The organism is Caulobacter sp. GW821-FHT12A07, from assembly GCF_058807655.1.
In genome coordinates this window covers 108242-134901 of record NZ_JBXAQX010000002.1, presented here as the reverse complement: position 1 = coordinate 134901, position 26660 = coordinate 108242, and the positions used below count along the sequence as shown (strand labels likewise).

General features: G+C 68.1%; 23 protein-coding genes. 9 read left to right on the top strand and 14 right to left on the bottom strand.

Annotated features, from left to right (window positions below):
* Window positions 1–162: 162 nt before the first annotated feature.
* Window positions 163–1500: a tRNA uridine-5-carboxymethylaminomethyl(34) synthesis GTPase MnmE gene (mnmE, locus tag AC1RRS_RS04350; protein ID WP_492854103.1), complete on the bottom strand. Its 1338-nt coding sequence runs from the start codon at window positions 1498–1500 to the stop codon at window positions 163–165.
* A gap of 4 nt (window positions 1501–1504) precedes the next feature.
* Window positions 1505–1750 (bottom strand): DUF6489 family protein, encoded by a 246-nt coding sequence (locus AC1RRS_RS04345; RefSeq protein ID WP_110121131.1) that lies wholly within the window; start codon window positions 1748–1750, stop codon window positions 1505–1507.
* A gap of 139 nt (window positions 1751–1889) precedes the next feature.
* On the opposite strand from AC1RRS_RS04345, the gene AC1RRS_RS04340 reads away from it, so the two are divergent.
* Window positions 1890–2585 (top strand): dienelactone hydrolase family protein, encoded by a 696-nt coding sequence (locus AC1RRS_RS04340; protein ID WP_492854102.1) that lies wholly within the window; start codon window positions 1890–1892, stop codon window positions 2583–2585.
* The gene (locus tag AC1RRS_RS04335; RefSeq protein ID WP_492854101.1) at window positions 2585–3550 is read left to right on the top strand and encodes a quinone oxidoreductase family protein; all 966 of its coding nucleotides are present in this window, start codon (window positions 2585–2587) and stop codon (window positions 3548–3550) included. Before AC1RRS_RS04340 ends, AC1RRS_RS04335 begins: the two co-directional genes overlap by 1 nt.
* 182 nt (window positions 3551–3732) lie before the next feature.
* On the opposite strand, the gene rho is transcribed toward AC1RRS_RS04335, so the two are convergent.
* From rho to hemE, 4 genes are all read right to left on the bottom strand, one after another.
* Window positions 3733–5181 (bottom strand): transcription termination factor Rho, encoded by a 1449-nt coding sequence (gene rho / locus AC1RRS_RS04330; protein ID WP_492854100.1) that lies wholly within the window; start codon window positions 5179–5181, stop codon window positions 3733–3735.
* Window positions 5182–5491: 310 nt separating this feature from the next.
* Window positions 5492–5956 (bottom strand): CopD family protein, encoded by a 465-nt coding sequence (locus AC1RRS_RS04325; RefSeq protein WP_492854099.1) that lies wholly within the window; start codon window positions 5954–5956, stop codon window positions 5492–5494.
* The gene (hemH, locus tag AC1RRS_RS04320; RefSeq protein ID WP_492854098.1) at window positions 5953–7020 is read right to left on the bottom strand and encodes a ferrochelatase; all 1068 of its coding nucleotides are present in this window, start codon (window positions 7018–7020) and stop codon (window positions 5953–5955) included. The genes AC1RRS_RS04325 and hemH overlap by 4 nt, the downstream gene beginning before the upstream one ends.
* Window positions 7017–8045: a uroporphyrinogen decarboxylase gene (gene hemE / locus AC1RRS_RS04315; protein WP_492854097.1), complete on the bottom strand. Its 1029-nt coding sequence runs from the start codon at window positions 8043–8045 to the stop codon at window positions 7017–7019. The genes hemH and hemE overlap by 4 nt, the downstream gene beginning before the upstream one ends.
* 446 nt (window positions 8046–8491) lie before the next feature.
* On the opposite strand from hemE, the gene AC1RRS_RS04310 reads away from it, so the two are divergent.
* From AC1RRS_RS04310 to dnaQ, 5 genes are read left to right on the top strand one after another with little or no spacing between them, the layout of a single operon-like run.
* On the top strand, window positions 8492–9394 hold the full coding sequence (locus AC1RRS_RS04310) for a pyruvate, water dikinase regulatory protein (RefSeq protein WP_487291650.1): 903 nt from the start codon (window positions 8492–8494) through the stop codon (window positions 9392–9394).
* Entirely contained in the window at window positions 9391–9996 is a 606-nt protein-coding gene (locus AC1RRS_RS04305) for a Maf family protein (protein WP_492854096.1), read from the top strand. The genes AC1RRS_RS04310 and AC1RRS_RS04305 overlap by 4 nt, the downstream gene beginning before the upstream one ends.
* Window positions 9993–10868 (top strand): shikimate dehydrogenase, encoded by an 876-nt coding sequence (aroE, locus tag AC1RRS_RS04300; protein WP_492854095.1) that lies wholly within the window; start codon window positions 9993–9995, stop codon window positions 10866–10868. The genes AC1RRS_RS04305 and aroE overlap by 4 nt, the downstream gene beginning before the upstream one ends.
* Window positions 10865–11464, top strand: a complete 600-nt coding sequence (gene coaE / locus AC1RRS_RS04295) for a dephospho-CoA kinase (RefSeq protein ID WP_492854094.1) — start codon at window positions 10865–10867, stop codon at window positions 11462–11464. The genes aroE and coaE overlap by 4 nt, the downstream gene beginning before the upstream one ends.
* Window positions 11465–11495: 31 nt before the next feature.
* Window positions 11496–12218 carry a DNA polymerase III subunit epsilon gene (gene dnaQ / locus AC1RRS_RS04290; protein WP_487291654.1) on the top strand — a complete coding sequence of 241 codons (723 nt, stop codon included), beginning with the start codon at window positions 11496–11498 and terminating at the stop codon, window positions 12216–12218.
* Between the two features lie 22 nt (window positions 12219–12240).
* On the opposite strand, the gene xth is transcribed toward dnaQ, so the two are convergent.
* From xth to hslV, 6 genes are all read right to left on the bottom strand, one after another.
* Window positions 12241–13047, bottom strand: coding sequence for an exodeoxyribonuclease III (gene xth, locus AC1RRS_RS04285; RefSeq protein ID WP_492854093.1), 807 nt, complete (start codon window positions 13045–13047; stop codon window positions 12241–12243).
* A 249-nt stretch (window positions 13048–13296) separates the two neighbouring features.
* On the bottom strand, window positions 13297–13950 hold the full coding sequence (locus tag AC1RRS_RS04280) for an outer-membrane lipoprotein carrier protein LolA (protein ID WP_492854092.1): 654 nt from the start codon (window positions 13948–13950) through the stop codon (window positions 13297–13299).
* Window positions 13951–14259: 309 nt separating this feature from the next.
* The gene (locus tag AC1RRS_RS04275) at window positions 14260–16770 is read right to left on the bottom strand and encodes an FtsK/SpoIIIE family DNA translocase (RefSeq protein WP_492854091.1); all 2511 of its coding nucleotides are present in this window, start codon (window positions 16768–16770) and stop codon (window positions 14260–14262) included.
* A 387-nt stretch (window positions 16771–17157) separates the two neighbouring features.
* Window positions 17158–18453 (bottom strand): ATP-dependent protease ATPase subunit HslU, encoded by a 1296-nt coding sequence (gene hslU / locus AC1RRS_RS04270; RefSeq protein WP_492854090.1) that lies wholly within the window; start codon window positions 18451–18453, stop codon window positions 17158–17160.
* Window positions 18450–19289: a DUF4440 domain-containing protein gene (locus AC1RRS_RS04265; protein WP_492854089.1), complete on the bottom strand. Its 840-nt coding sequence runs from the start codon at window positions 19287–19289 to the stop codon at window positions 18450–18452. The genes hslU and AC1RRS_RS04265 overlap by 4 nt, the downstream gene beginning before the upstream one ends.
* A 185-nt stretch (window positions 19290–19474) precedes the next feature.
* The gene (gene hslV, locus AC1RRS_RS04260) at window positions 19475–20074 is read right to left on the bottom strand and encodes an ATP-dependent protease subunit HslV (RefSeq protein ID WP_161934963.1); all 600 of its coding nucleotides are present in this window, start codon (window positions 20072–20074) and stop codon (window positions 19475–19477) included.
* 5 nt (window positions 20075–20079) lie between these two features.
* Here hslV and AC1RRS_RS04255 point away from each other — a divergent pair, with 5 nt between their 5' ends.
* Together AC1RRS_RS04255 and scpC are read left to right on the top strand one after the other, a co-directional pair.
* Window positions 20080–20817 (top strand): HesA/MoeB/ThiF family protein, encoded by a 738-nt coding sequence (locus tag AC1RRS_RS04255; RefSeq protein WP_492854088.1) that lies wholly within the window; start codon window positions 20080–20082, stop codon window positions 20815–20817.
* A 131-nt stretch (window positions 20818–20948) separates the two neighbouring features.
* Window positions 20949–22463, top strand: a complete 1515-nt coding sequence (gene scpC, locus AC1RRS_RS04250; protein WP_492854087.1) for a succinyl-CoA:acetate CoA-transferase ScpC — start codon at window positions 20949–20951, stop codon at window positions 22461–22463.
* Window positions 22464–22466: 3 nt separating this feature from the next.
* Here scpC and AC1RRS_RS04245 read toward each other — a convergent pair whose 3' ends face one another.
* Both AC1RRS_RS04245 and AC1RRS_RS04240 read right to left on the bottom strand, forming a co-directional pair.
* Window positions 22467–24455, bottom strand: a complete 1989-nt coding sequence (locus AC1RRS_RS04245) for an alpha/beta hydrolase family protein (protein WP_492854086.1) — start codon at window positions 24453–24455, stop codon at window positions 22467–22469.
* Window positions 24456–24591: 136 nt separating this feature from the next.
* Window positions 24592–26598 (bottom strand): alpha/beta hydrolase family protein, encoded by a 2007-nt coding sequence (locus AC1RRS_RS04240; protein ID WP_492854085.1) that lies wholly within the window; start codon window positions 26596–26598, stop codon window positions 24592–24594.
* Window positions 26599–26660 lie beyond the last annotated feature (62 nt).

The following is a 26660-nucleotide window of genomic DNA, read 5'->3' as shown; positions in this document are numbered from 1 at the left end:
GCCTCAATGCGGAACGCCCCCGTCGCGGCGGGGGCGTGTCCAGACTTATAGCCGCAAGCCGCCCTGTGGGCGAGTCGAGACCGGCGCGTTTCACGTGAAACGCCGTGTGCGTATCTGTGGTCAGCCTGTGGACCGTTCAAGGCGGTGTTCCACGTGAAACATTCACTTCCCAATGCAGAAGCTTGAAAAGACACGGTCAAGCACGTCTTCCGGGTCGATCCGGCCGGTGATCCGGGAAAGCGCACGGGCGGCCAGCCGAACGTCCTCCGCGGCCAGTTCCACGTCGTCGGTTTCAGCCAAAGCGCGCTCCAGATAGGCCCTCGCCTCTCCCAGACGTTCCGCGTGACGGATCCGGGTGGCGGCCGGGAACTCCGCGCCGGACAGCGCCTCGACCACGTGATCGGTCAGAACGGCGCGGATGGGATCGGCCCCCTCCTCCCGCGCCGACAGCGCCGCCACGTGCAACCCCAGCGCCTCGGCCTCAGCGCGTATGGCCGCCACGACGTCTGGCGCTACCAGATCGGTCTTGTTGACCACCATCCAATCGCCGCTACGGATTATTGCGTGGTGTTCGGAATGTTTCACGTGAAACTCCGCCGCGTCCACGACCCACAGACGCAGATCGGCGTCTTCGGCCCAGGCCCGCGCCCGGCGCACGCCCTCGGCCTCGATGTCGTCGGCGGTCTCGCGGATGCCGGCAGTATCGGCCAGCAAGGCCTTGTAGCCGCCCAGCACCAGGGGAACCTCGATGACGTCCCGCGTGGTGCCCGGGGTCGCCGTGACGATGGCGGCGTCGCGTTCGGCCAGGGCGTTGAGCAAGGTGCTCTTGCCGGCGTTGGGCGCGCCGACCAGGGCGATGCGGAAGCCGTCCCGCACCCGCCTGCCACGTGCGACATCGGCCAGGGCGGCGTCGATTTCGACCTTCAGGGTCTCCAGCCCCGGCCGCGCGCGAGCCGCCACGTCCTCCGGCAGTTCCTCGTCGGGGAAGTCGACGGCCGCCTCCAGCATGGCCAGGGCCTGGACCAGCAGATCGCGCCAGGCGTCGTAGCGGCGGCCCAAGGCGCCGCCCAGCTGACCCAGCGCCTGCTTGCGCTGGCCTTCGGTCTCGGCGTCGATCAGGTCGCCCACGGCCTCGGCCTGGGCCAGGTCGAGCTTGCCGTGCTGGAAGGCGCGCCGGGTGAACTCGCCGGGTTCGGCCAGGCGCAGGCCCAGGGCCGACAGCGCCGACAGCAGCGCCTCGACGACCGCCCGGCCGCCATGCACGTGAAACTCGGCGGCGTCCTCGCCGGTGTAGCTGGCCGGCCCCTGGAACCACAGCACCAGGGCGTCATCGAGCGCCACGCCGTCGTGGCGGAGGCTGCGCAGGGCCGCCTGACGCGGCTTGGGCAGGTTTCCCGTGAGCGCCCGAACGGCGTCGCTGCTGGCGGGACCGGAGACGCGGATCACCGCCACGGCGGCGCGACCGGCCGCCGTGGCCGGCGCGTAGATCGTATCGACCATCAGATCAGTCGCGCTTGCCGACCGCCGCTCCGGCCGCGGCCGTCATCAGCTTGCGGAAGCTGTCCTGGGCGCCGGCCCCGAACGCCATCCAGTTCTTCAGCAGCTCCTCCGGAGCCAGCATCGCCATGTTGGAGTCCATGCGCGCCTGCATCTCTTTCACGAGATGTTCGTTCAGCGGGCTCACGTCCGGCAGGCCCAGAAAGGCCCGCGCCTCGACCGGGGTGCAGTCGATCTCGATCGTCATCTTCATCGAAAAGGTTCCCTGGCGGCGGGCCACGAGATTGTGACGTCGCACCCTGCTCGCCACAGGTTAGAGCGCTTCGGTCGAAAGTCCCAATCGACGGCCCAAGGGTGGCCCCCATGGTGGCCTTGAGTACGGAGAAAGCCCAATGAGCGAGACCCTCACGATCACCACGCCCGACGGCGACTTCATGGCCTATGTGGCGCGTCCCGCCACGGGTGACGCCGCGCCGCCGGCCATCGTCGTCATCCAGGAGATCTTCGGCGTCAACCAGGTCATGCGCGACATCTGCGACAAGCTCGCCGGCGAAGGCTTCCTGGCCGTATGTCCCGACCTCTTCTGGCGGATCGAGCCCGGCATCGACATCACCGACAAGTCCGAGGCCGAGTGGAAGAAGGCCTTCGAACTTTTCAACGCGTTCGACGTGGACGCCGGGGTCGCCGACATCGACGCGACCATCGACGCCATCCGCCCGCAGTCGTCGGGCAAGGTCGGCGCGGTCGGCTACTGCCTGGGCGGCCTACTGGCCTTTCTGACCGCCACCCGCACCGACGCGGACGCCAGCGTCTCCTATTACGGCGTCGGCCTGGAGAAGCACGTCGGCGAGGCCGAGAAGCTGGAAAAGCCGCTGCTGCTGCACGTGGCCGAGGAGGACAAGTTCGTGCCCAAGGAAGCCCAGCAGGTGATCTTCGCGGCGCTGAAGGATCACCCGCAGATCACGCTTCATACCTACGCCGGCCGCGACCACGCTTTCGCGCGTGAAGGTGGTGAGCACTATGACGCCGCCGATGCGTCCCTCGCCAACGGCCGCAGCCTGGCCTTCTTCAAGAAGACCCTCGCCTGATGCTGGCCGTCGAAGCCAAGGCCGCCGGCGGCCCCGAAGTGCTGGAGGTCGTCGAGCGCGACCTGCCCTCCCCCGGCCCCGGCCAGATCCTCGTCCGCCACGCGGCCGTCGGTCTGAACTTCATCGACACCTATCACCGCTCCGGCCTCTATCCGCTGAAGTACCCGCAGGTGCTGGGCCTGGAAGCCGCCGGCCACGTGGAAGCTGTTGGCGACGGTGTCACGCGTTTCACCATCGGTGATCGCGTCGCCTACAACGGCACGATGGGCGCCTATGCCCAGGCGTCGGTCGTGCCGGCCGACCGGGCGGTGAAGGTTCCCGATGGCGTCGACCTGGAGGTCGCCGCCGCCGTGTTGCTGAAGGGCATGACGGCCGAGTTCCTGGTCCGTCGCTGCTTCCCCGTGAAGGCCGGCCAGACCGTGCTGGTCCACGCCGCCGCTGGCGGGGTCGGCCAGATCCTGGTGCAGTGGGCCAAGGCCCTGGGCGCCAGCGTGATCGCCACGGTCGGCTCGGAGGCCAAAGCGCAGATCGTCCGCGACCTCGGCGCCGACCACGTGATCCTCTACGACCACGAGGACGTCGCCGCCCGGGTGGCGGAGATCACCGGCGGGGCCGGCGTGCCGGTCGTCTATGACGGCGTCGGCAAGGACACCTTCCAGGGCAGCCTGAAGAGCCTGGGCCGTCGCGGCGTGCTGGTGACCTATGGCAACGCCTCGGGACCCGTGCCGCCGTTCGCCCCGCTGGAGCTGGGCGCCAAGTCGGCCTGGATCACCCGCCCTCGCCTGTTCGACTACATCGTCACGACCGAAGAGCTCGACGAGAGCGCCGCGGCCCTGTTCGATGTCCTGGCCTCGGGCGCGGTGAAGATCGAGATCGGCCAGCGCTTCCCTCTGGCTGAGGCCCGGGCGGCGCATGAGGCGCTGGAAGGGCGGAAGACGACCGGGGCGACGGTGCTGGTTCCGTAAGATGCTCCCCTTCTGGGGGAGCTGTCGCGGAGCGACTGAGGGGGCGGCGCCAGCCGTGGAAGTCCCCCTCCGGCCCTCCGGGCCACCTCCCCCCAAGGGGGAGGATCTGATCCCCACCGACCAACAAAAAAGGCCCCGGATCGCTCCGGGGCCTTTCTCGTGTTTCACGTGAAACACCAAGCTTAAGTATTCATGCTCTGGAAGAAATCGCCGTTCGTCTTCGACTGGCGCAGCTTCTCGAGCAGGAACTCGATGGCGTCCGAAGCGCCCATCGGATTGAGAATCCGGCGCAGCACGTAGGTCTTCTGCAGCTGGTCGCGCGGGGTGATGAGCTCTTCCTTGCGGGTGCCCGACTTGAGCACGTCGATGGCCGGGAAGATGCGCTTGTCCGCCACCTTGCGGTCCAGGACGATTTCCGAGTTACCGGTGCCCTTGAACTCTTCGAAGATGACTTCGTCCATCCGGCTGCCGGTGTCGATCAGGGCCGTGGCGATGATCGACAGCGAGCCGCCCTCTTCCACATTGCGCGCGGCGCCGAAGAAGCGCTTGGGGCGCTGCAGGGCGTTGGCGTCGACACCGCCGGTCAGGACCTTGCCCGACGACGGCACCACGGTGTTGTAGGCGCGGCCCAGACGGGTGACCGAGTCCAGCAGGATGACGACGTCGCGCTTGTGCTCGACCAGGCGCTTGGCCTTCTCGATCACCATCTCGGCGACCTGCACGTGGCGCGTGGCCGGTTCGTCGAAGGTCGAGGCGATGACCTCGCCCTTCACCGTGCGCTGCATGTCGGTGACTTCTTCCGGGCGCTCGTCGATCAGCAGGACGATCAGATAGCACTCGGGGTGGTTGGTCTCGATCGACTTGGCGATGTTCTGCAGCATCACCGTCTTACCCACGCGCGGCGGGGCGACGATCAGGCAGCGCTGGCCCTTGCCGAGCGGGGCGACGATGTCGATGACCCGGCCCGAGCGATCCTTGATGGTCGGATCGGGCAGTTCCATGTTCAGGCGCTCTTCGGGATAGAGCGGCGTCAGGTTGTCGAAGTGCACCTTGTGGCGCACGTTTTCGGGGCTTTCGAAGTTGATCTTCGAGACGCTGGTCAGGGCGAAATAGCGCTCGCCTTCACGGGGCGAACGGATCGCGCCCTCGACGCTGTCGCCGGTGCGCAGGCCGAACTTGCGGATCTGCGAGGGCGAAACGTAGATGTCGTCCGGACCCGGCAGGTAGTTGGCTTCCGGCGAACGCAGGAAGCCGAAGCCGTCCTGGACCACTTCCATGGTGCCCGACCCGAAGATCTCCACGCCTTCTTCGGCGAGGGTCTTCAGGATGGCGAACATCATGTCCTGCTTGCGCATGGAATTGGCGTTCTCGACCTCGAAGGTCTCGGCGAACGCCAGCAGGTCGGCCGGGGACTTTTCCTTCAGTTCCTGCAGCGACATGCGCGTCAGGCCCATGGCGGCGATGGCCGCGGTGATCTCGGCGTTGTCGTCCTCGTCGCCGGCGTCGCCTTCGGCGGCGTTGTCGGCGGAGGCTTCAGCAGTGGTGTCGATCGCGGCGTCTTCCGTCGTTTCGACGGTGTCGAGCGAGGTTTCCAGCTCGGCGGGGACTTGCGGGTCGGTCTCTTCAGACATGCATGGACTCACGGTGGCCCGGATACGATCCGGGCTTGGGTAGAAATTCAGCCGGCTTCCACGTGGAAGCGGCGATGGGGTCGCGCCATTGACGACGGCGCGGATCGATCAGGGGAACGGATCATGAGGCGCACCAGGACGGGCGCGATCCGTGAAAGGCGGGAACGCAGCGGTATGACCGCAACGTCTGACCAAGACGGGAACCACAAGGCGGCCCCGGGGTCAAGCGCTACCGGAGCAGTCCTGTGGGCGCTCGTCATCCTGCCTGAGGATGAAGGTGGGAGATTGCGGGGGCCAGGCCCCCTTCCCGCTAGTTCAGGTACTTGGTCGTCACCGACAGCACGATGACGATCGCCGCCACGAAGGGCAGCTCGTTGGTCGCGCGCCAGAACTTTTCCGAGCGGGTGTTCTGGCCGGCCTCGAACTGGCGGCGGGCCTTCGACAGAAAGCCGTGCCAGCCGAACAGGAAGAACACCCCGGCAAGCTTGGCCAGCATCCAGGGCTTCAGCAGAAAGTCCCAGCCGCGGATGGCGCCGTCGGCCATGATCAGGCCCAGGCCGAAGATCAGGGCCGCAACCATCGCAGGGTTGATGATCCCGCGCAGCAGCCGGCGCTCCATGACCTTGAAGGTCGCATCCATCTCCGAGCCGAGCGTGGCGCCGGTGTGGTAGACGTAGAGGCGCGGCAGGTAGAGCATCCCCGCCATCCAGGCGATCACGGCCAGGATGTGCAGGCCGCGGATCAGGTTGAAATGCTCGACCAGGAAGTCGGTCACGCGGCGGCTCCCGAATGGACTTTGGGGCAGGGTTGGTCTTCTTCGCAGATCAGCGACGACGGATCAGCAAGCGCCTGCGTGACCAGAGTCCCCAAACAATCGATGAACGCCGGCGTCACGCCCAGGGCCGGCGGGCGGACATAGATCGAGCCGCCGTGCTCGTAGGCCAGCTCGCGATACTCGACGTCGAGTTCGACCAGGGTCTCGATGTGCTCGGAGACGAAGGCGATCGGCGCGACCACCAGGGCCAGACCGGCCTGCGCGGCCACCTTGACCTCGTCGTCCGTCGACGGACCGATCCACTTCAACGGACCGACCCGGCTCTGGTAGCTGATCTTCCAGTCGACGCCCTCGCCGAGGATGTCGCCCAGCTTGGCGACCACGGCCGTGGCCGTCGCCTCGACCTGGCGCTGGTAGGGATCACCGGCAATGATCACCTTCTCGGGCAGGCCATGGGCCGAGAACAGGATCCGAGCCGGCTTGGGCGCGCCGGCCTTGAGATAGTCCTGGCGGATCAAATCCGCGTGCGCCTGCACGAACCCTTCAGCCGTGGGATAGCAGCACACGGTCGTCGTCCGGCCCGGGCCTTTACGACCCGTTACCTTGCGCCAAGCGCGGTTCCACGCTTTCAGCGACGAGGCCGTCGTCGTGGTCGAGTACTGCGGATAGAGCGGCAGCAGCACCACCTCGTCGGGCCCGAAGGCCTTCACGTCCTTGGCGGTCTCGCCGGTCAAAGGATCCCAGTAGCGCATGGCGATGAAGATCTTGACCGTATCGCCCGGCAGCCGCTGGGCCAGCACCGCCTCGAGCGCCGCCGCCTGCTTCTGCGTTTCCGGCAGCAGGGGCGAGCCGCCGCCCATCAGGGCGTAGTTGGCGCGCGCCGACTTGGCCCGGGTGGTCGAGATCAGGGCCGCGACCGGATAGCGGACGAAGAACGGCGCCTGGATGATCGCCGGATCGCGGAACAGGTTGAACAGGAACGGCCGCACGGCCTCCTGACGATCGGGTCCGCCCAGGTTGAACAGGACGACGGCGATCTTGCGACCGTTCTTCTGCTGGCTCACTGGCCGGTCACCCGCTTCAGCACCTGCTCGACATGAGCGATCGGCGTGTCGGGCAGAATGCCGTGACCCAGGTTGAAGATATAGGGGCCCTGTCCCCACTGCGCGAGCATCTGGTCGACGCGTTCGTCCAGCGCCGCCCCGCCGGCCCGCAGCAGCAGCGGATCGAGGGCGCCCTGGATGGTCTTGGTCTTCTGGATCGTCTGACCCAGCTTCGCCGAGGCCGAGGTGTCGAGCGCCACCGCGTCCACCGGTACGGCCTGCGCGTAGGCTTCTACGAGCGTTCCGGCTCCGCGGGGGAAGCCGATGAGCGGCACGGTCACGCCGCGGGCGCGCAGGCCCTCGACGATGGCGATGTGGGGCCTAGTCACCAGACGCTCGAAGAGCGGCTCTGACAGGCCTTCGGCCCAGCTCTCGAACAGCTTCAGCGCCTGGGCGCCGGAGGCCGCCTGCATGGCCAGGTAGTCCACCGTCGCGTCGACCAGGATCTGGATCAGCCGGTCCAGCTTGTCGGCGTGCTGGTAGGCGAAGGTCCGCGCGCCCGAGCGATCGCTGGAGCCGCCCTCGATCATGTAGGTGGCCACCGTCCATGGCGCGCCGGCGAAGCCGATCAGGGCCTTGGAGGGATCGATGTCAGCGCGAACCCGCGACAGCGTCTCGCCAACGGCCTTCAGGGCCTCGCCCGCCTGGCCCACCTTGTCGGCCATGGCGTCCAGATCGGGCAGCTCGCCGAGCTTGGGACCCTCGCCGGCCTCGAACCAGACCTTCTGGCCGAGAGCCCCCGGGATCAGCAGGATGTCGGCGAAGACGATGGCCGCGTCATACGGAAAGCGACGCAGGGGCTGCAGCGTCACTTCGGCCGCCTTTTCGGGGTTCAGGCAGAAGCTGATGAAGTCCGGGGTCGTCGCGCGCACGGCGCGGTACTCGGGAAGGTACCGTCCCGCCTGGCGCATGAACCAGACCGGGGGACGCTCGGCGGTCTCGCCAGCCAGCACGGAGAGAAACTTCGGGATCGGGGCGCTCGTCATACCGGCGTTAAATCCCGGCGAGCCTTCCCACTCAAGTCCGGGAGACCCCGTACCCTCTTATTCTTCTTAAAAATAAGATTCTTAGAAAGGTAGGAGGAAGGAGGAGGGCAAGTGCAACACGGGGATAAGTCCGCCCGTGTGGAGGAGTCCAACAGGCCCTACTCGGTATGCCCAAGCTTGGTCCACATGGGGGTCATACCTTGTGAACTCCGTGGACAAGCCGCCAGGGCCCTGGAATCCCTAAGGAACCCAGATGCTGGTAAAAGCGAAATTAACCATCTGTTAGGAGTTTCCACAGGCGTGGACGAACGCTCAGGCACATGTCCTGAAGGGCAGGTTCAAGCTGGGGATTGTCCGGCGTCAATGAGGCCGTTTATCACAGGGGCGCGGCGCGTGGCCGCGGCAGGGCGTATTTGGCGCCCGCTTGTCCCCAGAGGGCGCCCAGAGTGGTAAAGCAATCTTTAACGGACGATCCACAGGAAGGCGCCTCGGCTGAGACCGATCGCCACACCGCGCGGTTCGCCACCTACTTCCACATCCACCTGGTGTCGGACTCCACGGGCGAGACGCTCAACGCCATGGCGCGCGCGGTTTGCGCCCGTTTCACCGACATCCTGCCCATCGAACACATCTACGCGCTGGTTCGTTCCACGCGTCAGCTGGATCGCGCCCTCGACGAGATCGCCGGCGCGCCGGGCGTGGTCATGCACACCATCATCGACCCGAACCTCCGCGCGGCCCTGGAAGAAGGCTGCCGCAAGCTCGAAATGCCGTGCATCGCCGCGCTGGACCCGGTGGTCAGCGCCATGTCGCGCTATCTGGGGGCCAAGATCTCCACGCGCGTGGGCGCGCAGCACGCGCTGAACAACGACTATTTCGACCGCATCGAGGCCCTGGACTACGCCATCGCCCACGACGACGGCCAGGGCGGCCAGGACCTGACCCAGGCCGACGTCATCCTGGTGGGGGTGTCGCGCACGTCGAAGACCCCGACCTGCATCTATCTGGCCCATCGCGGCGTGCGCGCGGCCAATGTGCCGCTGGTTCCAGGCCGTCCACCGCCCGACCAGCTGTTCGAGCTGAAGAACACCCTGATCGTCGGTCTGATGACCAGCCCCGAACGGCTGATCCAGATCCGTCGCAACCGCCTGCTCTCCCTCAAGGAGAATAGAGAGAGCGATTATATCGACACCGACAGCGTGCGGGCCGAGATCATCGCCGCCCGGCGCCTGTTCGAACGCAACGGCTGGCCGATCATCGACGTCACCCGCCGGTCGGTGGAAGAAACCGCGGCGGCGATCATCAACCTGCTCTCGGGCGGGCGCGGCCAGGTCGAGGTGCTGGGATGAGCGCCTCCCCTACCCCCATCACGCTGGCCTCCACCAGTTGGACGCGCCAGACGATCCTCAAGAACGCCGGCGTGCCGTTCGAAGCCGTCGCCGCCGGTGTGGACGAAGACGCCGCCAAGGCCGGCCTGCTGGCCGAAGAGGTCTCCCCGCGCGACATCGCCGACGCCCTGGCCGAGATGAAGGCGGTCAAGGTTTCGGGCAAGCGGCCGGGCCTGGTGATCGGCTCGGATCAGACCCTGGAGCTGAAAGGCCGATTGTTCGACAAGGTCGGCACGGTGGAAGAAGCCCGCGCGCGCCTGCTGGAGCTGCGCGGCGAGGTCCACAAGCTGCATTCGGGCGTTGTCGTCGCCCGCGACGGCCGGCCGATCTGGCGCGTGGTCGAGACCGCCAAGCTGTCGGTGCGTCCGTTCAGCGACGCCTGGCTCGACGGCTATCTGGAGCGCAACGGCGAGCAGATCCTCTCATCGGTGGGCTGCTACATGCTGGAGGGCGAAGGCCTGCAGATGTTCGACCGCGTCGACGGCGACTATTTCACCATCCTCGGGCTGCCGATGACCGGCCTGCTCGACTTTCTGCGCCTGCACGGAGCCCTCCAGGCATGAGTTCTCAACACGGGCAGGCGATCACGGGCGCGGCCCTGGTGGCCGGCGTCTGCGGCCAGCCGATCGTCCATTCGATGAGCCCGATCCTGCACAACGCCTGGCTGGCGGCCGCGGGGATCGATGGCGCCTATGTGCCGATGGGCCCGGCCGAGGACCGGTTCGAGGCCTTCGTGAACGGCTTTCGTGGCGGTGTGATCCGGGGGCTAAACGTCACCATTCCCTTCAAGGAGCGGGCCCTGGCCTGCGCCGACGAGGCCAGTGATCTGGCCCGCCTGGCCGGCGCCGCCAACCTTCTGCGCTTCCGCGATGACGGCACGATCTTCGCCGACAACACCGATGGCCCCGGCCTGCTGGGCGCGATCGCCGCCCAGGCGCCGGACTTCGACGTGACCGCTTCGCCCGTCGTGATCCTCGGGGCCGGCGGCGCGGCGCGGGGCGCGGCGGCGGCCCTGCTGCTGGCCGGCGCGCCCGCCGTGCGCATCGTCAACCGCACGCTCGCCAAGGCCCAGGCCGTCGCCGACGCGCTTGGGGACAAGGTCTCTGCCGCCGGCGAGGACGCTCTGCCCGCCCTGCTGGCCGACGCCGGCCTGGTGATCAACGCCACCTCGCTTGGCCTGGGCGGCGGCGAAGGTCCGGCGGCCGACCTTTCCCTGACCCCGCAAGGCTGCGTGGTGATGGACATGGTCTACAAGCCGCTGCTCACCGAGTTCTTGCAACGCGCGCAGGCCGCCGGCCGTGCGACCGTGGACGGCCTGGAGATGCTGCTGCTGCAGGCCGTGCCGTCGTTCGAGGCCTTCTTCGGCCAGGCGCCGCCGGCGCAGGTGGACGTGCGCGCCATCGCCCTGGCGCATCTGGGAGCTTCGGTGAAGTGATCATCCTCGGCCTCACCGGCTCCATCGGCATGGGCAAGTCGACCACGGCCAAGATGTTCGAGGCCCAGGGCGCGCCGGTCTACGACTCCGACGCCGCCGTGCACGCTCTGTATTCCGTTGGCGGGGCGGCTGTGGGGCCGGTCGAGGCGGCGTTTCCGGGCGTGGTCCTGGACGGCGCGATCGACCGCGCGCGGCTCAGCGCCCAGGTCGTCGGCGATCCGGAGGCGCTGGAGAAGCTGGAGGCCATCGTCCACCCGCTGGTCGGCGCCCATCGCATCGGCTTCTTCGAGAAGGCGCAGGCCGACGGGCATGGGATCGTCGTGCTCGACGTGCCGTTGCTCTACGAGACCGGCGGTCAGAAGAACGTCCACAAGGTGGTGGTGGTCAGCGCGCCCGCCGATATCCAGCGCGAGCGGGTGCTGGCCCGGCCCGGCATGACGGCGGAGAAGTTCGAGGCGATCCTGGCCCGCCAGCTGCCCGACGCCGAAAAGCGGGTCCGCGCCGACTTCGTCATCGATACGGGCCGAGGCCTGGAGGCCGCCGAGGACCAGGTGCGCGACATCCTGACCCTGTTGAGAACCTCCGCCCACGCTTGATGCGCGACTCGAAGCGGCCCATTGAAAGGCCATGGCCCGGGAAATCATCCTCGACACCGAAACCACCGGCTTCGATCCGAAGACGGGCGACCGCCTGGTCGAAATCGGCTGCATCGAGGTGGTGGACTTCATGCCCACCGGCCGCTCGTTCCACGAATATTGCGATCCGCTGCGCGACATGCCGGCCGAGGCCGAGAAGGTGCACGGCCTGTCGGCCGCCTTCCTGACCGGCAAGCCGAAGTTCCACGAGATCGCCGACAAGTTCCTGGAATTCGTAGGCGACAGCGTCGTCGTGGCCCACAACGCCTCGTTCGACCGCAGCTTCGTCAATTTCGAGCTGGAAAAGTGCGGCCGCGCGCCGCTGCCGGAAGAGCGCTGGGTCGACACCCTGGCCATGGCCAAGAAGCGCTTCCCGGGCATGTACAACTCGCTCGACGCGCTCTGTAAGCGTTTCAAGATCAGCCTCGACAGCCGCGACAAGCACGGGGCGCTGATCGACTCCCACCTGCTGGCCGAGGTCTATCTCGAACTGCAGGGCGGCAAGGAGCGCGCCCTCGAGCTGACCCACGCCGTGGCGGTGAACGCCGTCAGCGCCGCCCGCGCCGGCGGCTACGGCGCCCGCCCGCGTCCCCTGCCCTTCCGCTCGACCGATGCGGAACGCGCGGTGCACGCCGACTGGGTCAAGTCGACCCTGAAGGACAAGGCCGTCTGGCTGAAGTTCGACCTGCCGGAACTGGCCCCGGCCTCCGAGTAATCCTTCTCCCTGTGGGAGAGGGTTAGATCTTCAAATCCGCCGTCACCGGCGCGTGGTCGCTCGGGCGTTCCCATTCGCGGACGTTGTCGTGGACGCGCGAGGAGACCTTGCCGTCGACGATCGCCGCCTCGCGCAGGCCGGGGCTTGCTAGAATATGGTCCAGGCGCAGGCCGCGGTTGGACTTGCGGAAGTCGGCGGCGCGGTAGCTCCACCAGGAAAACAGCTTTTCCGGTTCCGGCGTCGCCAGGCGCGGCAGGTCCAGCAGGTCCATCGACTTGATGAAGGTGTCGAAGGCCTCGAGTTCGGCCGGGGTATGGCTGACCACCTTCAGCATCTGGCGGTGGCTCCAGACGTCGTTTTCGCCCGGCGCGATGTTCAGGTCGCCGGTGACGATCAGCGGCGCCTTGGGATCGCGCGTCTTCAGGGCGGCCGTCAGGGTCTCGTAGAAATCGAGCTTGTGGTCGAACTTCGGGTTGGCGGCCCGGTCGGGCAGGTCGCCGCCGGCCGGGATGTAGAAGTTCTGGATCTCGACCCCGGCCACCTTCACCGCCACGCAGCGGGCGTGGCCCTCGCGGCAGTTCATCAGGGTCGGGACGTCCTCGATCGGCAGGCGCGAGGCGATGGCCACCCCGTGCCAGCCCTTCTGGCCGGCGATCTTCAGGTGCGGCAGGCCCATGGCCTCGAAGGCCTCGCGCGGGAACTCGCCTTCCTGGCACTTGATCTCCTGCATGCACAGGACATCGGGCGCGGCTTCGTCGACGAAGCGGGCGGCCTGTTCGGCGCGCAGGCGGACGGAATTGACGTTCCAGGTGGCGATACGGAGGCGCATGCCGCTCCCCTACCCTCGCCGTGGGCGGACCACAAAGAAAAACGCCCGGACGCACGAGGCGTCCGGGCGAAAGTCAGGTCTCTCATGCCGCCGCCGGGAGGGGATAGATCCGGCACGGTTTGCGAAGAGCGGGTCGGGCGCTCATCGCCATGCGTGGTAAAAGTGCCACGTCGAAATTTTTAGTTCAAGGGAAAAAGCGCTTCATACTTGCATGTTGTGAGAATGTCACAAAACCGACCGGTCCAAAGCCTATCCGGTCGGCCCCTTACCCACCCTGCGGCGAGGATCGGTCAGGACGAACAACTTCGAGTCGATCGCGCCGACCTTCTCCAGGCCCGACAGCCGCACGCGGGTCTGGCCGCCTTTCACGTCGCTGATGGTCCAGCCGATCAGTTCGGGTTCGTTGCTGAAGTTCATCTCCAGTCGGCCGAGGGTCTGGCGGCGGGCGTCCTGGGCGACGATCGTGAAGCCGTCGGCCAGCTTGCGCACGCCGGTGATCTTCACGCCGCGATCCAGGCGAACCTCGCGCGCCAGCAGCAGGGCCAGCGGCGTGCGGCTCAGCGGATAGCTTTCGAAGGTCTTCAGCCGGCTGTCGAAGATGTTGACGTTGCTGCCGTTGCTGACCACCAGCAGGCCGCCCGGACCGTCATATTCGAACCGCGCCTTGCCGGGACGTTGCAGCCACAGGGTGCCTTGCGTGGTCACGCCGCGCGGATCGGTCTGCACGAAGCGGCCCTTGGCGTTGGACAGGCCCTGGATATAGGCGGTGGCCTTGGCGATCAGCGCCTTGTCTTCGTCCGACAGCGTCTGGGCGAAAGCGGGCGCGCCGATCACGGCGGCCAGCAGGCCCGCGCCGCCGGCGGCGAGCAGGGATCGACGGTTCTGATCGGTCGTCTGGGTCATGCGAACTCCTTCAGCTCCACCTTTGCCCTGTGCGCGCGTCGCGGGAAAGGCCATGGCGCGGCCGTTTTCCGGCGCTGCGATGAAGGGCCGTTCAGGTTGGGGCTGGGGAGAACGTCGGCGGGACGGTGGAGGTTTCGTTCGGATCCTTCTCCCCTTGCGGGAGAAGGTGGCCTGCGAAGCCGACGGATGAGGGGTCTCTCAAACATGAGACGCTCCACCCGGCCTGACCGCTGCACGCGGCTTTGAGTTCTGAGAGACCCCTCACCCGACCTCCTTCGGAGGCCACCCTCTCCCGCAAGGGGAGAGGGATCAAAGAGCCGGTGGCGGGGGCGCCAGGATCTCGCGCTTGCCGGCGTGGTTGGCGGCGCCGACCACGCCTTCCTTCTCCATCCGCTCCATCAGCGAGGCGGCGCGATTGTAGCCGATCTGCAGGCGGCGCTGGATGTAACTGGTCGAGGCCTTGCGGTCGCGGGTGACCACGGCCACGGCGTGGTCGTAGAGGTCGTTGGCTCCGCCCTCGCCGGCGAAGGCGCCCTCGATGGCCTCTTCCTGCTCCTCGTCGCCGCCGGCGGTGACTTCCTCCAGGTACTGGGGAATGCCCTGGTCGCGCAGGAACTTGGCCACGGCCTCGACCTCGCCGTCCGACACGAACGGGCCGTGCAGACGGGTGATGCGGCCACCGCCGGCCATGTAGAGCATGTCGCCCTGACCCAGCAGCTGTTCGGCGCCCTGCTCGCCCAGGATGGTGCGGGCGTCGATCTTGGAGGTGACCTGGAAGCTGATCCTGGTCGGGAAGTTGGCCTTGATGGTGCCGGTGATGACGTCGACCGACGGGCGCTGGGTGGCCATGATCAGATGGATGCCGGCGGCGCGGGCCATCTGGGCCAGGCGCTGGACGGCGCCTTCGATGTCCTTGCCGGCGACCATCATCAGGTCGGCGACCTCGTCGATGACCACGACCAGGTAGGGCATGGCCTCGGGGCGGATCTGCTCGGTCTCGTAGATCGGGCGGCCGGCGTCGTCGAAGCCGGTCTGCACGGTCCGCTCGAAGTGCTCGCCCTTTTCGAGGGCCTCGTTGGCCTTCTCGTTGTAGCCGCCGATGTTGCGCACGCCGATCTTGGACATCCGGCGATAGCGGTCCTCCATCTCGCGGACGGTCCACTTCAGCGCCACGACGGCCTTCTTGGGATCGGTCACGACCGGGGCCAGCAGGTGCGGGATGCCGTCATAGACCGACAGTTCCAGCATCTTCGGGTCGATCATGATGAAGCGGCACTTCTCGGGCGGCAGCTTGTAGAGGATCGACAGGATCATGGCGTTGACGCCGACCGACTTGCCCGAGCCGGTGGTGCCGGCGATCAGCAGGTGGGGCATCTTGGCCAGGTCGGCGATGTAGGGCTCGCCGCCGATGGTTTCGCCCAGCGCCATGGGCAGGATCGAGCTGGCCTTGTCGTAGTCGGCGCTCGACAGCAGGTCGCGCAGATAGACGGTCTCGCGACGCGAATTGGGCATTTCGATGCCGATGGCGTTGCGGCCCTGGGCCACGGCCACGCGGCACGAGATCACGCTCATCGAGCGGGCGATGTCGTCGGCGAGCGCAACGACGCGGGCGGTCTTGACGCCCGGGGCCGGCACCAGCTCGTACATGGTCACGACGGGACCCGGGCGGATCTGGTCGATCTGGCCCTTCACGCCGAACTCGGCCAGCACGCTTTCCAGCAGGCGGGCGTTCTGGCGCAGGGCGCCTTCGTCGAATTCCGAGGAACGCGGCTTGGACTTGGCCAGCATGGCCAGTTCCGGCAGCTGGAAGCCGTCTTCGTCCTCTTCGAAATCGAAGGTCTTCTGCTGCTCGCGCAGTTCGCGGTTGCTGGTCGCGGCCGGGGCCTTGGGCTGGCGGATGGCCAGCGGGCGGGCGTCGAAGCTGGGCGCGAAATCGTCCTCGTCGTCCACCGGCGGCGGGGCCGGGCGAGCGGCCTTGGCGGCGCGGGGCGCGGGCTGGGGCAGGGCGGCGACGTCGCCGGCGTCGTCTTCTACCGGGGCGGGCGCACGGGCGCCGCGACGCTGGGTCGGCGCGGGCTGATCGTCGATCGCCTCGATGGCGTCGCGCACGGCGCGGCGGGGCGAGGCGGCGGTCTTGGTGCGGGGCGCGCGGACGGGTTCGGGCTCGGGCTGGCGCGGGGCGCGTTCACGCGGCGCTGTCAGGCGGGCGATCAGGGCCATCAGGCTTTCGGGATCGACGCGGCGAACGCCCAGGGCGTAGCCGACGCCGACCACGGCCCCGACCAGCAGCAGCAGGGCGGCGATGATCCGCGCGCCGGGAATGTGGGCGAAGCCGAAGATCCCGCCGATCAGGTTCAACAGGCCGTCGCCCCAGAAGCCGCCCAGGCCCTTGGCCAGCGGCCAGACGGCGGGCGGCGCCAGGATGGTCAGGAAGCCGGCCAGGGCCAGCAGGCCGGCCACGCCGACGCCGGCGCGCACGCGCAGTTCCTTGCGGTGGGCGTCGGGATCGGGCTGGGCGGTGCGCGCCAGGCCGAAGACCAGCATCATGATCGCGGCGATCCAGCCGGCCAGCCCCAGCGATTGCACGACCACGTCGGCCACCATGGCGCCCGCCCCGCCCAGGGCGTTGGTCGCGGGCGCGCTGCTGACGGCGTTGAAGCTGGGGTCGGCCGCGTCATAGGTGGCCAGCGACAGCAACAGGCCAGCGCCCAGCACGGCCAGCACGCCGCCCCGGAACCGGGCCGTCCAGGGTTGCGCCCAGCCGTAGCGGACCGCCTCCCAGACCAGCTCCACATTCGATCGCCGCGCCACTCGCGCCATGAACCACTCCAGAGTCCTACGGAGCGATCTTGTGGGCCGGTTTGGTTAAGAGCCGTTTACCGAGCCGAGCCGTCGGGGCGGTTTGAGAACAAAGACTTAATGTCGCAGGGGTTGTGGAACGAAAGCGCGGCCATGCGCATTTCACCCTCGTATCCCCCTAGTAAGTCCCCTCTGACTTCAGGCCCGGACGGCGACGCCCGGGCCTTTCTTCGTGCTGTGTTCCTTCTCCCCTTGCGGGAGAAGGTGGCGGTCGAAGACCGTCGGATGAGGGGTCTCTCAAAAGGTTGAGGTCGCGCTTGGTCGTTCCGCCGTCGCGGCGGACAGGCCTGTAGACCCCTCACCCGACCTCCTTCGGAGGCCACCCTCTCCCGCAAGGGGAGAGGGATTCTAGAGAATATACCGGCTCAGATCCGCGTTGGCCGCCAGGGCCCCGACCCGTTCCTTCACATAGGCCGCGTCGATGGTGACTGTCTCGCCGCCCCGATCCGCCGCCGAGAAGCTGATCTCCTCGACCACCTTTTCCAGGATCGTTTGCAGGCGGCGGGCGCCGATGTTCTCGACCGAGCCGTTCACGGCCACGGCCGCGTCGGCCAGGGCGTCGATGGCCTCGTCGGTGAAGACCAGCGTCAGGCCTTCCGTGGCCATCAGCGCCTGGTGCTGACGCAGCAGGTTGGCTTCCGGTTCGGTGAGGATGCGGCGCAGGTCGTCGCGGGTCAGGCCCTTCAGCTCCACGCGGATCGGCAAGCGGCCTTGCAGCTCCGGCAGCAGGTCGCTGGGCTTGGCCACGTGGAAGGCGCCCGAGGCGATGAACAGGATGTGGTCGGTCTTCACCGGCCCGTACTTGGTCGACACCGTCGTGCCCTCGATCAGCGGCAGCAGGTCGCGCTGCACGCCTTCCCGGGAGACGTCGGCGCCCGAGCGCTGCGACGAGCTGGCCACCTTGTCGATCTCGTCGAGGAAGACGATGCCGTGGTTCTCGGCCAGGGACAGGGCTTCTTGCGTAAGGGCCTCCTGGTCGAGCAGCTTGTCGCTTTCCTCGGCGATCAGCGGGGCCCAGGCGCCCGAGACCGTGGTCTTGTGGGTCTTGGTGCGGCCACCGCCGAACGACTTCATCATCTCCGACAGGTTCAGCACCGAGGCGCCCGGCTGGCCGGGGATCTCGAACATGCCGCCGCCGCCGCTGTCGGCCAGCTGCAGCTCGATCTCCTTGTCGTCCAGCTCGCCGGCCCGCAGCTTCTTGCGGAAGCTGTCGCGGGCGGCGGTGGCGCCAGGACCGGTCAGGGCGTCGAGGATGCGATCCTCGGCGGCCGCCTCGGCCTTGGCCTTCACGCCGGCCCGCCGCTTGTCGCGGACCATGCCCAGCGCGCTTTCCACCAGGTCACGGACGATCTGGTCGACGTCGCGGCCGACATAGCCGACCTCGGTGAACTTGGTGGCCTCGACCTTCAGGAACGGCGCCTGGGCCAGGCGGGCGAGGCGCCGGGCGATCTCGGTCTTGCCGACGCCCGTGGGGCCGATCAGCAGGATGTTCTTGGGGGTGATCTCGTCCTGCAGGTCGGCCGGCGTGCGGCGGCGGCGCCAGCGGTTGCGCAGGGCCACGGCGACGGCGCGCTTGGCCTCGGCGTGGCCGACGATGAAGCGATCCAGTTCGGAGACGATTTCGCGGGGGGAGAACTCGGTCATGTGTCGTTGATCAGGGTCTCGAAGATCAGGCGCCAACCTTCGGCGCGCCTTTGCCAGACGTGCATATAGTGCGCCGCCACGGGTTTGTTATCCGGTCCGCCCCAACTGGCTTCGCCATAGGTCCAGACGAGGTCCCCGGCCCCGGACGCGCCGCCGCCTTGCGGGCGCAGCGCGATGGCGGCCGGACGCAGGGCCAGGCGGGCGGAAAGATCGTTTCCAGCAAGGGCCTTGGTCTCTTTCGGGCCGAGCAGCCAGGCGTCGTCCGTCAGAACGCTCTTGTAGGCGACCGGGGCGTCGGTCGCGGCCGCCAAGGCCAGGGCCGCTTCGGCGGCGCGGGCTTCCTCGAAACCCTTGGCCTGGGATTCCGCGCCGGCGGGCGCGAGCGGACCGGCCTGGGCGGCGGCGTCGGGACCCGGGGCCTTGCCGGGATCGGCCTGCGCCCCGCCGTCATAGACCCACTTCCACACGCCGTCCGCGCCCTTGCGCCAGATGGTGGCGTAGTAGCCGCCGCGCTTGTCGTCGATGCTCCAGGGGCCCAGCGACAGGCCAAGATCGCCCGAGCGGGCGATGACCACCTTCTGCGGCCACCAGAACAGCTTGGGCTCGTTGGTCCCCGGACGTTTTTCGTAGAACTCGCGGGCGTTCACGGGGCCGGGGGCGAAGACGATGGCGTCGTCGGCCATGTGCCTGAGGAACGAGCCCCTTATCCCCAGCGCCAGGCCGTCGGCGGCGAAGGCGCGCTCGGCGGCCTCGACCGGAGCGGCGGAGATCTCCTGGGCAAGCGCGGGGGTCGCCAGAGCGATGGCGATCAGGGCGGGGGAAAGAAGCTTGAACATGGTCGGGCCTCCTGCCGCCTCACCCTAGCGCGTCGCCGGTCGCGAGGAACCTCCCCCTTTGGGGGAGGCGATCGCGCAGCGATCGGTGGGGGGAGAGGTTTCGAAATCGGCCGGCGTTTCGGAAGCTGAAAACGGCCCCCCTCCGGTCTACGGCCGCCTCCCCCAGAGGGGGAGGTTCCTTGGGTTTAGAGGCCTTCCACCGTCAGGTTGCCGTTGGTGTAGACGCAGATCTCGGCGGCGATCGCCATCGCACGTCTGGCGATCTCTTCCGCCGTCAGGTCCTGGTCGATCAGCGCCTTGGCCGCCGCGAGCGCATAGTTGCCGCCCGAGCCGATGGCCGCCACGGCCCCGCCGCCGGGGCTCTCGCCCGGTTCCAGCACGTCGCCGACGCCGGTGACGGTGTAGATGGCGTCCTTGTCGGCCACGAGCAGCATGGCCTCGAGGCGGCGCAAGTAGCGGTCGGTGCGCCAGTCCTTGGCGAGGTCGACGCAGGCCCGGGCCAGCTGGTTGGGATACTGCTCGAGCTTGGCTTCCAGCCGCTCGATCAGGGTGAAGGCGTCGGCCGTGGCCCCGGCGAAACCGGCGACGACCGCGCCTCCGGCCAGGCGGCGCACCTTGCGGGCGTTGCCCTTGACGACGGTTGGCCCCATGGAGACCTGTCCGTCGCCGGCGATCACGGTCTGGCCGTTCTTGCGCACCGCGAGAATGGTGGTGCCGTGCCAGTCGGGGAACGAGTTCGAGCTTTGCATGGCTTCGCATGTGGCGAGGCCGGCCTGGAGGGTCAAGCGCCATGAGCTTTTCGGAACGCGAAGTCGAGCGCTACGCCCGCCATCTGGTGCTGCGCGAGATCGGCGGACCGGGGCAGCAGAAGCTGAAGGCCGCCAGGGTGCTGCTGGTCGGCGCTGGTGGTCTCGGCGCGCCCGCCGCCCTTTACCTGGCCGCCGCCGGCGTGGGGACGATTGGTCTCGCCGACGCCGACGCGGTGTCGCTGTCGAACCTGCAGCGCCAGGTGCTCTATGCCGAGGCCGACGTTGGCAAGCCCAAGGTCGAGGCGGCCGCCGATCATCTGGCGGCACTCAATCCGAACGTGACGGTCGTGCCCCACCCCGTCTGGCTGGACGCGGCCAACGCCCGCGAGATCGTGCGCGACTACGACATCGTGCTGGACGGCACCGACGATTTCTCCACCCGCTTCGCCGTCAGCGACGCCTGCCTGGCCGAGGGCAAGGTCCTGGTCAGCGGCGCCCTGGGCCGGTGGACCGGCCAGGTCGGGGTGTTCCATGGCCAGCCCTGCTATCGCTGCCTGGTTCCCGAGGTTCCGCCCGACGCCGAGACCTGCGCCCTGGTCGGGGTGGTTGGGGCCCTGGCGGGCGTCATCGGCTCGATGATGGCGCTGGAGGCGGTGAAGGTGATCGCCGGGGCGGGCCAGCCGCTGTCCGGGCGCCTGCTGATCTACGACGCCCTGGCGGCCGAGACCCGCACGGTGCGGATCGGCGCTGACCCGGCCTGCCCCAGCTGCGGACGATAGCGGCGTTCGGCGAAAACCTTGTCGTTACGGGTATTTACGTAGGTGAGGGCCTGGGACGTTTGGTCTAGGTTCGCCGCCGCCGGTCCCGGCGGACCTCCCCTCGCGCGCCGGTCGGCCGCAGGGAGAGACCGATGACCAACCCCCGCATCGCCCATCCGGGCCTGGCCGCCAAGGCGATGAGCGCCCAGGACGCCGCCGCCCTGATCGAGCCGGGCTCGACCGTCGGCATGAGCGGCTTCACCGGCTCGGGCTATCCCAAGGCCGTGCCGATGGCGCTGGCCGAGCGGATGGAGGCGGCCCACGCCGCCGGCGATCCCTTCCGCGTCAAGGTCTGGACCGGCGCCTCGACCGGTCCCGAGTTGGACGGCGCCCTGGCCAAGAGCGACGGCGTCGAGTTCCGCCTGCCCTACAATTCCGACCCCATCGCCCGCGAGAAGATCAATCGCGGCGAGATGGAGTATTTCGACATGCACTTGTCCCAGGTCGCCCCGATGGCCTGGCAGGGGTTCCTCGGTCCGCTCGACACCGCCGTCGTCGAGATCGCCGGGATCCGTCCCGACGGCTCGCTGATCCCGTCCTCGTCGGTGGGCAACAACAAGACCTGGCTGGACCGTGCCTCCAGGATCATCCTTGAGGTCAACGCCTGGCAGAACCCGGCGCTGGAGGGGATGCACGACATCTACTACGGCACCGCCCTGCCCCCCAGCCGCGTGCCGATTCCGCTGGTCAAGCCCGACGACCGTATCGGCGAGGCGTATTTCCGGGTCGATCCCAGCAAGGTCGTCGCCGTGGTCGAGACCGACGCGCCCGACCGCAACCTGCCCTTCGCCGCGCCCGACGCCTCGGCCCTGGCGATCGCCGGCCATCTGCTGGAATTCTTCGCCCACGAGGTCGCCAAGGGCCGTCTGCCGCCCTCCCTGCTGCCGCTGCAGTCGGGTGTGGGCAACATCGCCAACGCCGTGCTGACCGGTCTGGTCGACGCCCCGTTCGAGAACATGACCGCCTATACCGAGGTGATCCAGGACGGCATGCTCGACCTCTTGGCGGCAGGCAAGCTGCGCATGGCCTCGGCCACGGCGTTCTCGCTGAGCCCCGAGGCGGCCGCCGGCCTCAACGCCGACATGGCCCGGTTCCGCGACAAGATGATCCTGCGGCCGCAGGAGATCTCCAACCACCCCGAACTGATCCGGCGCCTGGGCTGCATCGCCATGAACGGCCTGATCGAGGCCGACATCTATGGGGCGGTGAACTCGACCCACGTCATGGGCTCGCGCATCCAGAACGGCATCGGCGGCTCGGGCGACTTCGCCCGCAACGCCTATGTCTCGATCTTCATGACCCCGTCGACGGCCAAGGGCGGCAAGATCTCGGCCATCGTCCCGCAGGTCAGCCACGTCGACCACATCAACCAGGACGTCCAAGTGATCGTCACCGAACAGGGCCTGGCCGACCTGCGCGGCCTGTCACCCAAGCAGCGGGCCCGCGTGATCATCGACAACTGCGCCCACCCCGACTTCCGCCCGGGCCTGGAGGACTACTTCCAGCGCGCCCAGGCCGGCGCCTACGGCCGCCAGACCCCGACCCTGCCCGGCGAGGCGTTGTCGTGGCACCAGCGGTTCATGGAGACGGGGTCGATGCGGTCCTAAGCGTCAGGCGAAGGCCTTGCCGATGTGGGCGATGGATTTCTCCAGGACCATCTTGAGATTTTCATCGCCCCAGTCGCGGTGACCGACGCCCTTCATCTCGACCAGGTCGCAGGGCTTGCCGGCCGCCTTCAGGGCCTTGGCCATGATCCGTGACTGTTCGACGCCGACGATGGTGTCGTCGACGCCGTGGATCAGCAGCACCGGCGCCTTGATCTCGCCAGCGCGCAGGGCGGGCGAGGCCTCGGCCAGCATGGCCTTGTCGGTCTTGGGATCGCCGATGGTCCGGATCCAGTAGGCGTAGGCGTCGGAATCGTAGCCTTCCTGCTGGCGGGCGAAGGACAGGGTCTTGGAGAGTTCCGCGTCGCCGGCCACCGAGACCACGGCCTTGTAGAGGTCGGGCTTGCGCACAGCGCCCATCAGGGCCGCATAGCCGCCGTAGCTCATTCCGTAGATCGCCACCTTGTTCGAATCCGCCGCGCCCGAGGCCAGGACCTTGGCCACGCAATCCTCGACATCGGCCTGCATCAGGTCGCCCCAGTGGCGGCGGCCCTTGTCGGCGAAGGCGCGACCATAACCGCTCGAGCCGCGGAAGTTGGGCTGCAGCACCATCCAGCCCTGGGCGGCGAAGGCCTGGACGAAGATGTCGAAGGCCAGGGTGTCGCGCACTTCGGGTCCGCCGTGCGGCAACACCACCAGCGGGCGTGGCTTGTCCGACGGAACGATCGGCGTCGTCAGATAGGCGGTGATCGTCGCGCCGTCCCGGGTTTCGACCCGCAACGCCTCCATCGGCGCCAGGCGTTCGGCGGTCAGCCACGGCTGGCGGTCGGCCAGGAACTTCAGGGAGCCGCGCGTGACGTCGTACAGCCAGAAGGATCCGGGATTGCGTGGCCCGCTGACCGCGAAGACCAGCCACTTGCGGTCGCGGCTGACCTCGTAGGGGCTGACGCTTTCGGTCTTGTCGAAGGTGGCCACGACCCGCTCGTAGTGGCCCGCCAGGTCGGGGTCGACGAACCAGTCCTTGGCCCGGTCGTCGCTGACGCTGATGCTGATCGGCCGGTTCTCGTCGTCCATGAACAGGCCGGTGATAGGGCGCTTGTTGTGGTGGGCGAACACCTCGCCCATGGTCATGGTCCGGGTGTCGAACAGCCGGATCGCCGGCAGGTCGGCGGTCTCGTCATTGTCGAGCACCAGCAGCATACCGGGCTCGGCCGTGGGGGCGATGAAGCGCAGTTCCGGCGCTTCGTAGCGTTCGTCGCGGCGGATGGTGCGGTAGTGCTTCCACGCCTTCGCGCCGGGCGGCCGGGTCATCACCGCGAGCTTGGAGCCGGTGTTGTTGGTGTCGTAGCGGATGATCGGCGTGCCCCGCTGGGTCACCCAGCCCACGGTGTCCGAAGTTCCGCGTTCGAATTCTTCCGTCGCGCCGGTCAGGATATCGACCTTCACCAGGCTGTTGCCGGGCTGCATGAGGATATGGCGCGGATCGTCGATCATCATGTCGGCGACCTTGCCTCTGTCGCCGAGCCAGACAGTCCCTCCGTTCCCTGGCGAGAGCAGCAGCACAGGGTCGGCGCCGTTCTCGCCGATGGCCATGACGTGCTGTGTGTAGCTCTTTTCGACATAGGAGCCGAACGCGTTGGTTCGACCCTTCGAATAGCGCATCTCGAATTCTCTGCGCAGCCAGACCAGCAGCCGGTCGTTGCTGGCCCACACGATCTTCTCGCCCGCGAAATCACCCACGCTGATCGGACCCTTCGGCGCCTCGGTCTCCACGGTCCGCCGATAGACGAGCTGCAGGTCGCGCTTGTTGTCGCCGAGCCGGCGTTCGACCAGGAAGGCCAGCCGCGTGCCGTCCGGCGACAGCGCGACGTCCAGCATGACCGGCGGTTTCAGCAGGTCGTCGATGCTGTGTGGAACCGGCGCTGCCTTGGCTGTCTTGTCGTCGCCGGCCAGGGCGCGATCGATGAGCAGCGGGGCCGCCGAAGCGGCCGCCATCAGGTGACGTCGAGTAAGCAAAGCGGCGGCCCCCCGGTCGCGACTGGATACAGGCGCGAACCGATACGATCCGCGCGTCGGCACACTCGCGAGTTTTCGCAAGCTTTGCAATTACAGGGTGCGGCGATCGCCGTCTTCAGGCGAAGGCCGTCTTCAGGCAGGCGATGGCGGGGTTCAGCACCGCCTTGAAGGCGGCCTCGTCCCAGTTGCGGTGGCCGATGTCGCGCAGCTCGACGTGCTGCACGGTCTTGCCGGCGTCGCGCAGCGCCTTGGCCATGATCCGCGACTGCCGGGCCGGCACGATCCAGTCGTCGGCGCCGTGGATCAGCAGCACCGCAACGGCCACCTTGGCTGCGTTGCGGGCCGGCGAGGCGGCTTCCAGCATGGCCCTGTCCTTGGCCGGATCGCCGATGGTCTCGACCCAGTACTTGTAGGACGGGGAGTCGTCGCCGTCCTCGCGTTCGTAGGAGAGCATGTCGAGCAGGTCGCTCACCCCGGCGATCGACACGGCGGCCTTGTAGAGCTCGGGCTTGCGCACCGCGCCCATCAGGGCCGCGTAGCCGCCGTAGCTGGCGCCGCAGATGGCGACCTTGCCGGGCGCCACGCCGCCGGCCTTGACCACCTGCTCGACGGCGTCCTCGATGTCCTCCTGCATGCGGTCGCCCCAGCGTCGCCGGCCGGCCTCCACGAAGGCGCGGCCATAGCCGGACGAGCCGCGGAAATTGACCTGCAGCACCATCCAGCCCTGGGCCGCGAAGCTCTGGACGAAGAGGTCGTACTCGACGCTGTCGCGGATCTCCGGCCCGCCGTGCGGCAGCACCACCAGCGGATGGGGGCCGGGCTTCAGCGGCCGGGTCAGGTAGGCGCGCAGCTTGACGCCGTCGCGGGTGGCGACGTCCAGGGTCTCCATCGGCGCCAGGCGCGCTTCGGTCAGCCACGGCTGGCGCTCGCCCAGCGCCTCGAAGCGCTTGGCCTGCTTGTCGTAGAAGAAGAACGAGCCGGGCATGCGCGGCCCGTAGACATAGGCCAGCAGGCGCTGGCCGTCGGCGCTGGCGCCGGTCAGATAGACGTTGGCCTCGTTGCCGAAGAAGCCGTTCATCGCCTTGTAGTGGGCGTTCATCTTCGGGTCGGCGAACTGATAGACGACGCGGTCGTCGGTGTAGCGCGCGCCGAAGAAGCGGCCCTTCTCGTCGACCAGCACGTCTTCCAGGTCGCGGCCGAGGCGCTCGGAGACGGTCTCGCCGAAGCTCAAGGTCCGCAGGTCGAACTTGCGCAGGATCCGGGCCTCGCCGTCCTCCAGGCGGTTGGCGACCAGCAGGACGCCCGGCTCGGGCGAGGCGCCCAGCACCTCGAAGTCCATCTTCTCCCACTCGCTGCGGCGAATCTTGCGGATGAAGGTCCACTTGTCGTCGCCGGGCGGGCGGCCGTACAGCGACAGCACCGAGCCGCGATTGTTGAAGTCGTAGCGCAGCACAGGCCGGCCGTCCTGGACGTCCCAGCCGCGGGTGGTGGCGCCGCCGTATTCCACCAGTTCGGCCTCGCCGGTGTAGACATCGACCTTGTAGACGCCCAGGGCGTCGCGGGTCATTTCCCACACCGCCATCAGCACGTGGCGCGGGTCGTCGCGCAGCATGTCGACGACATAGCCGAGGTCGAAATTCTCGCGCAGCTTGATGCGCTTGTTGCCGAACAGCACGACCTCGTCGCCGCCGCCGACATTGATCGCCAGGATCCGGCGCACCGACAGTCCGCCGTACGAGGCGCCGATCCGCGAGCCGGTCGAGGTGAACGAGGCCACGCTGTTGTTGTTGATCCAGATCAGCAGTCGCTCGTCATTGGCCCAGGCGATCCGCTCGACATTGATCGAGCCGATGCGGATGGTCTTGGGCCCGTCGGCGGGATCGGCCGCCTTCAGGAAGGTGACGGTGGCGATCTTCTTGCCGTCGATGTCCTGCAGCGCCAGCAGGGCGATCTTCTCGCCGTTGGGCGACAGGGCGGCGCTGCGCACCCGCGAGGGCTTCAGCAGCTCGTCCAGGCTCGGCGGCCCATCCACGGGCGCGGACTCCGCCGCGACCGAACTCCAGGCCGACAGGATAGCCGGCACGCCCAGAGCGCCCCCCACGACGCCGCGACGCGAAATCATCGAACTCGAAACCCCCGATACAGGGGTCTAGCTAAAGCTTGGCCTTGGACAAGGTCAAGTTG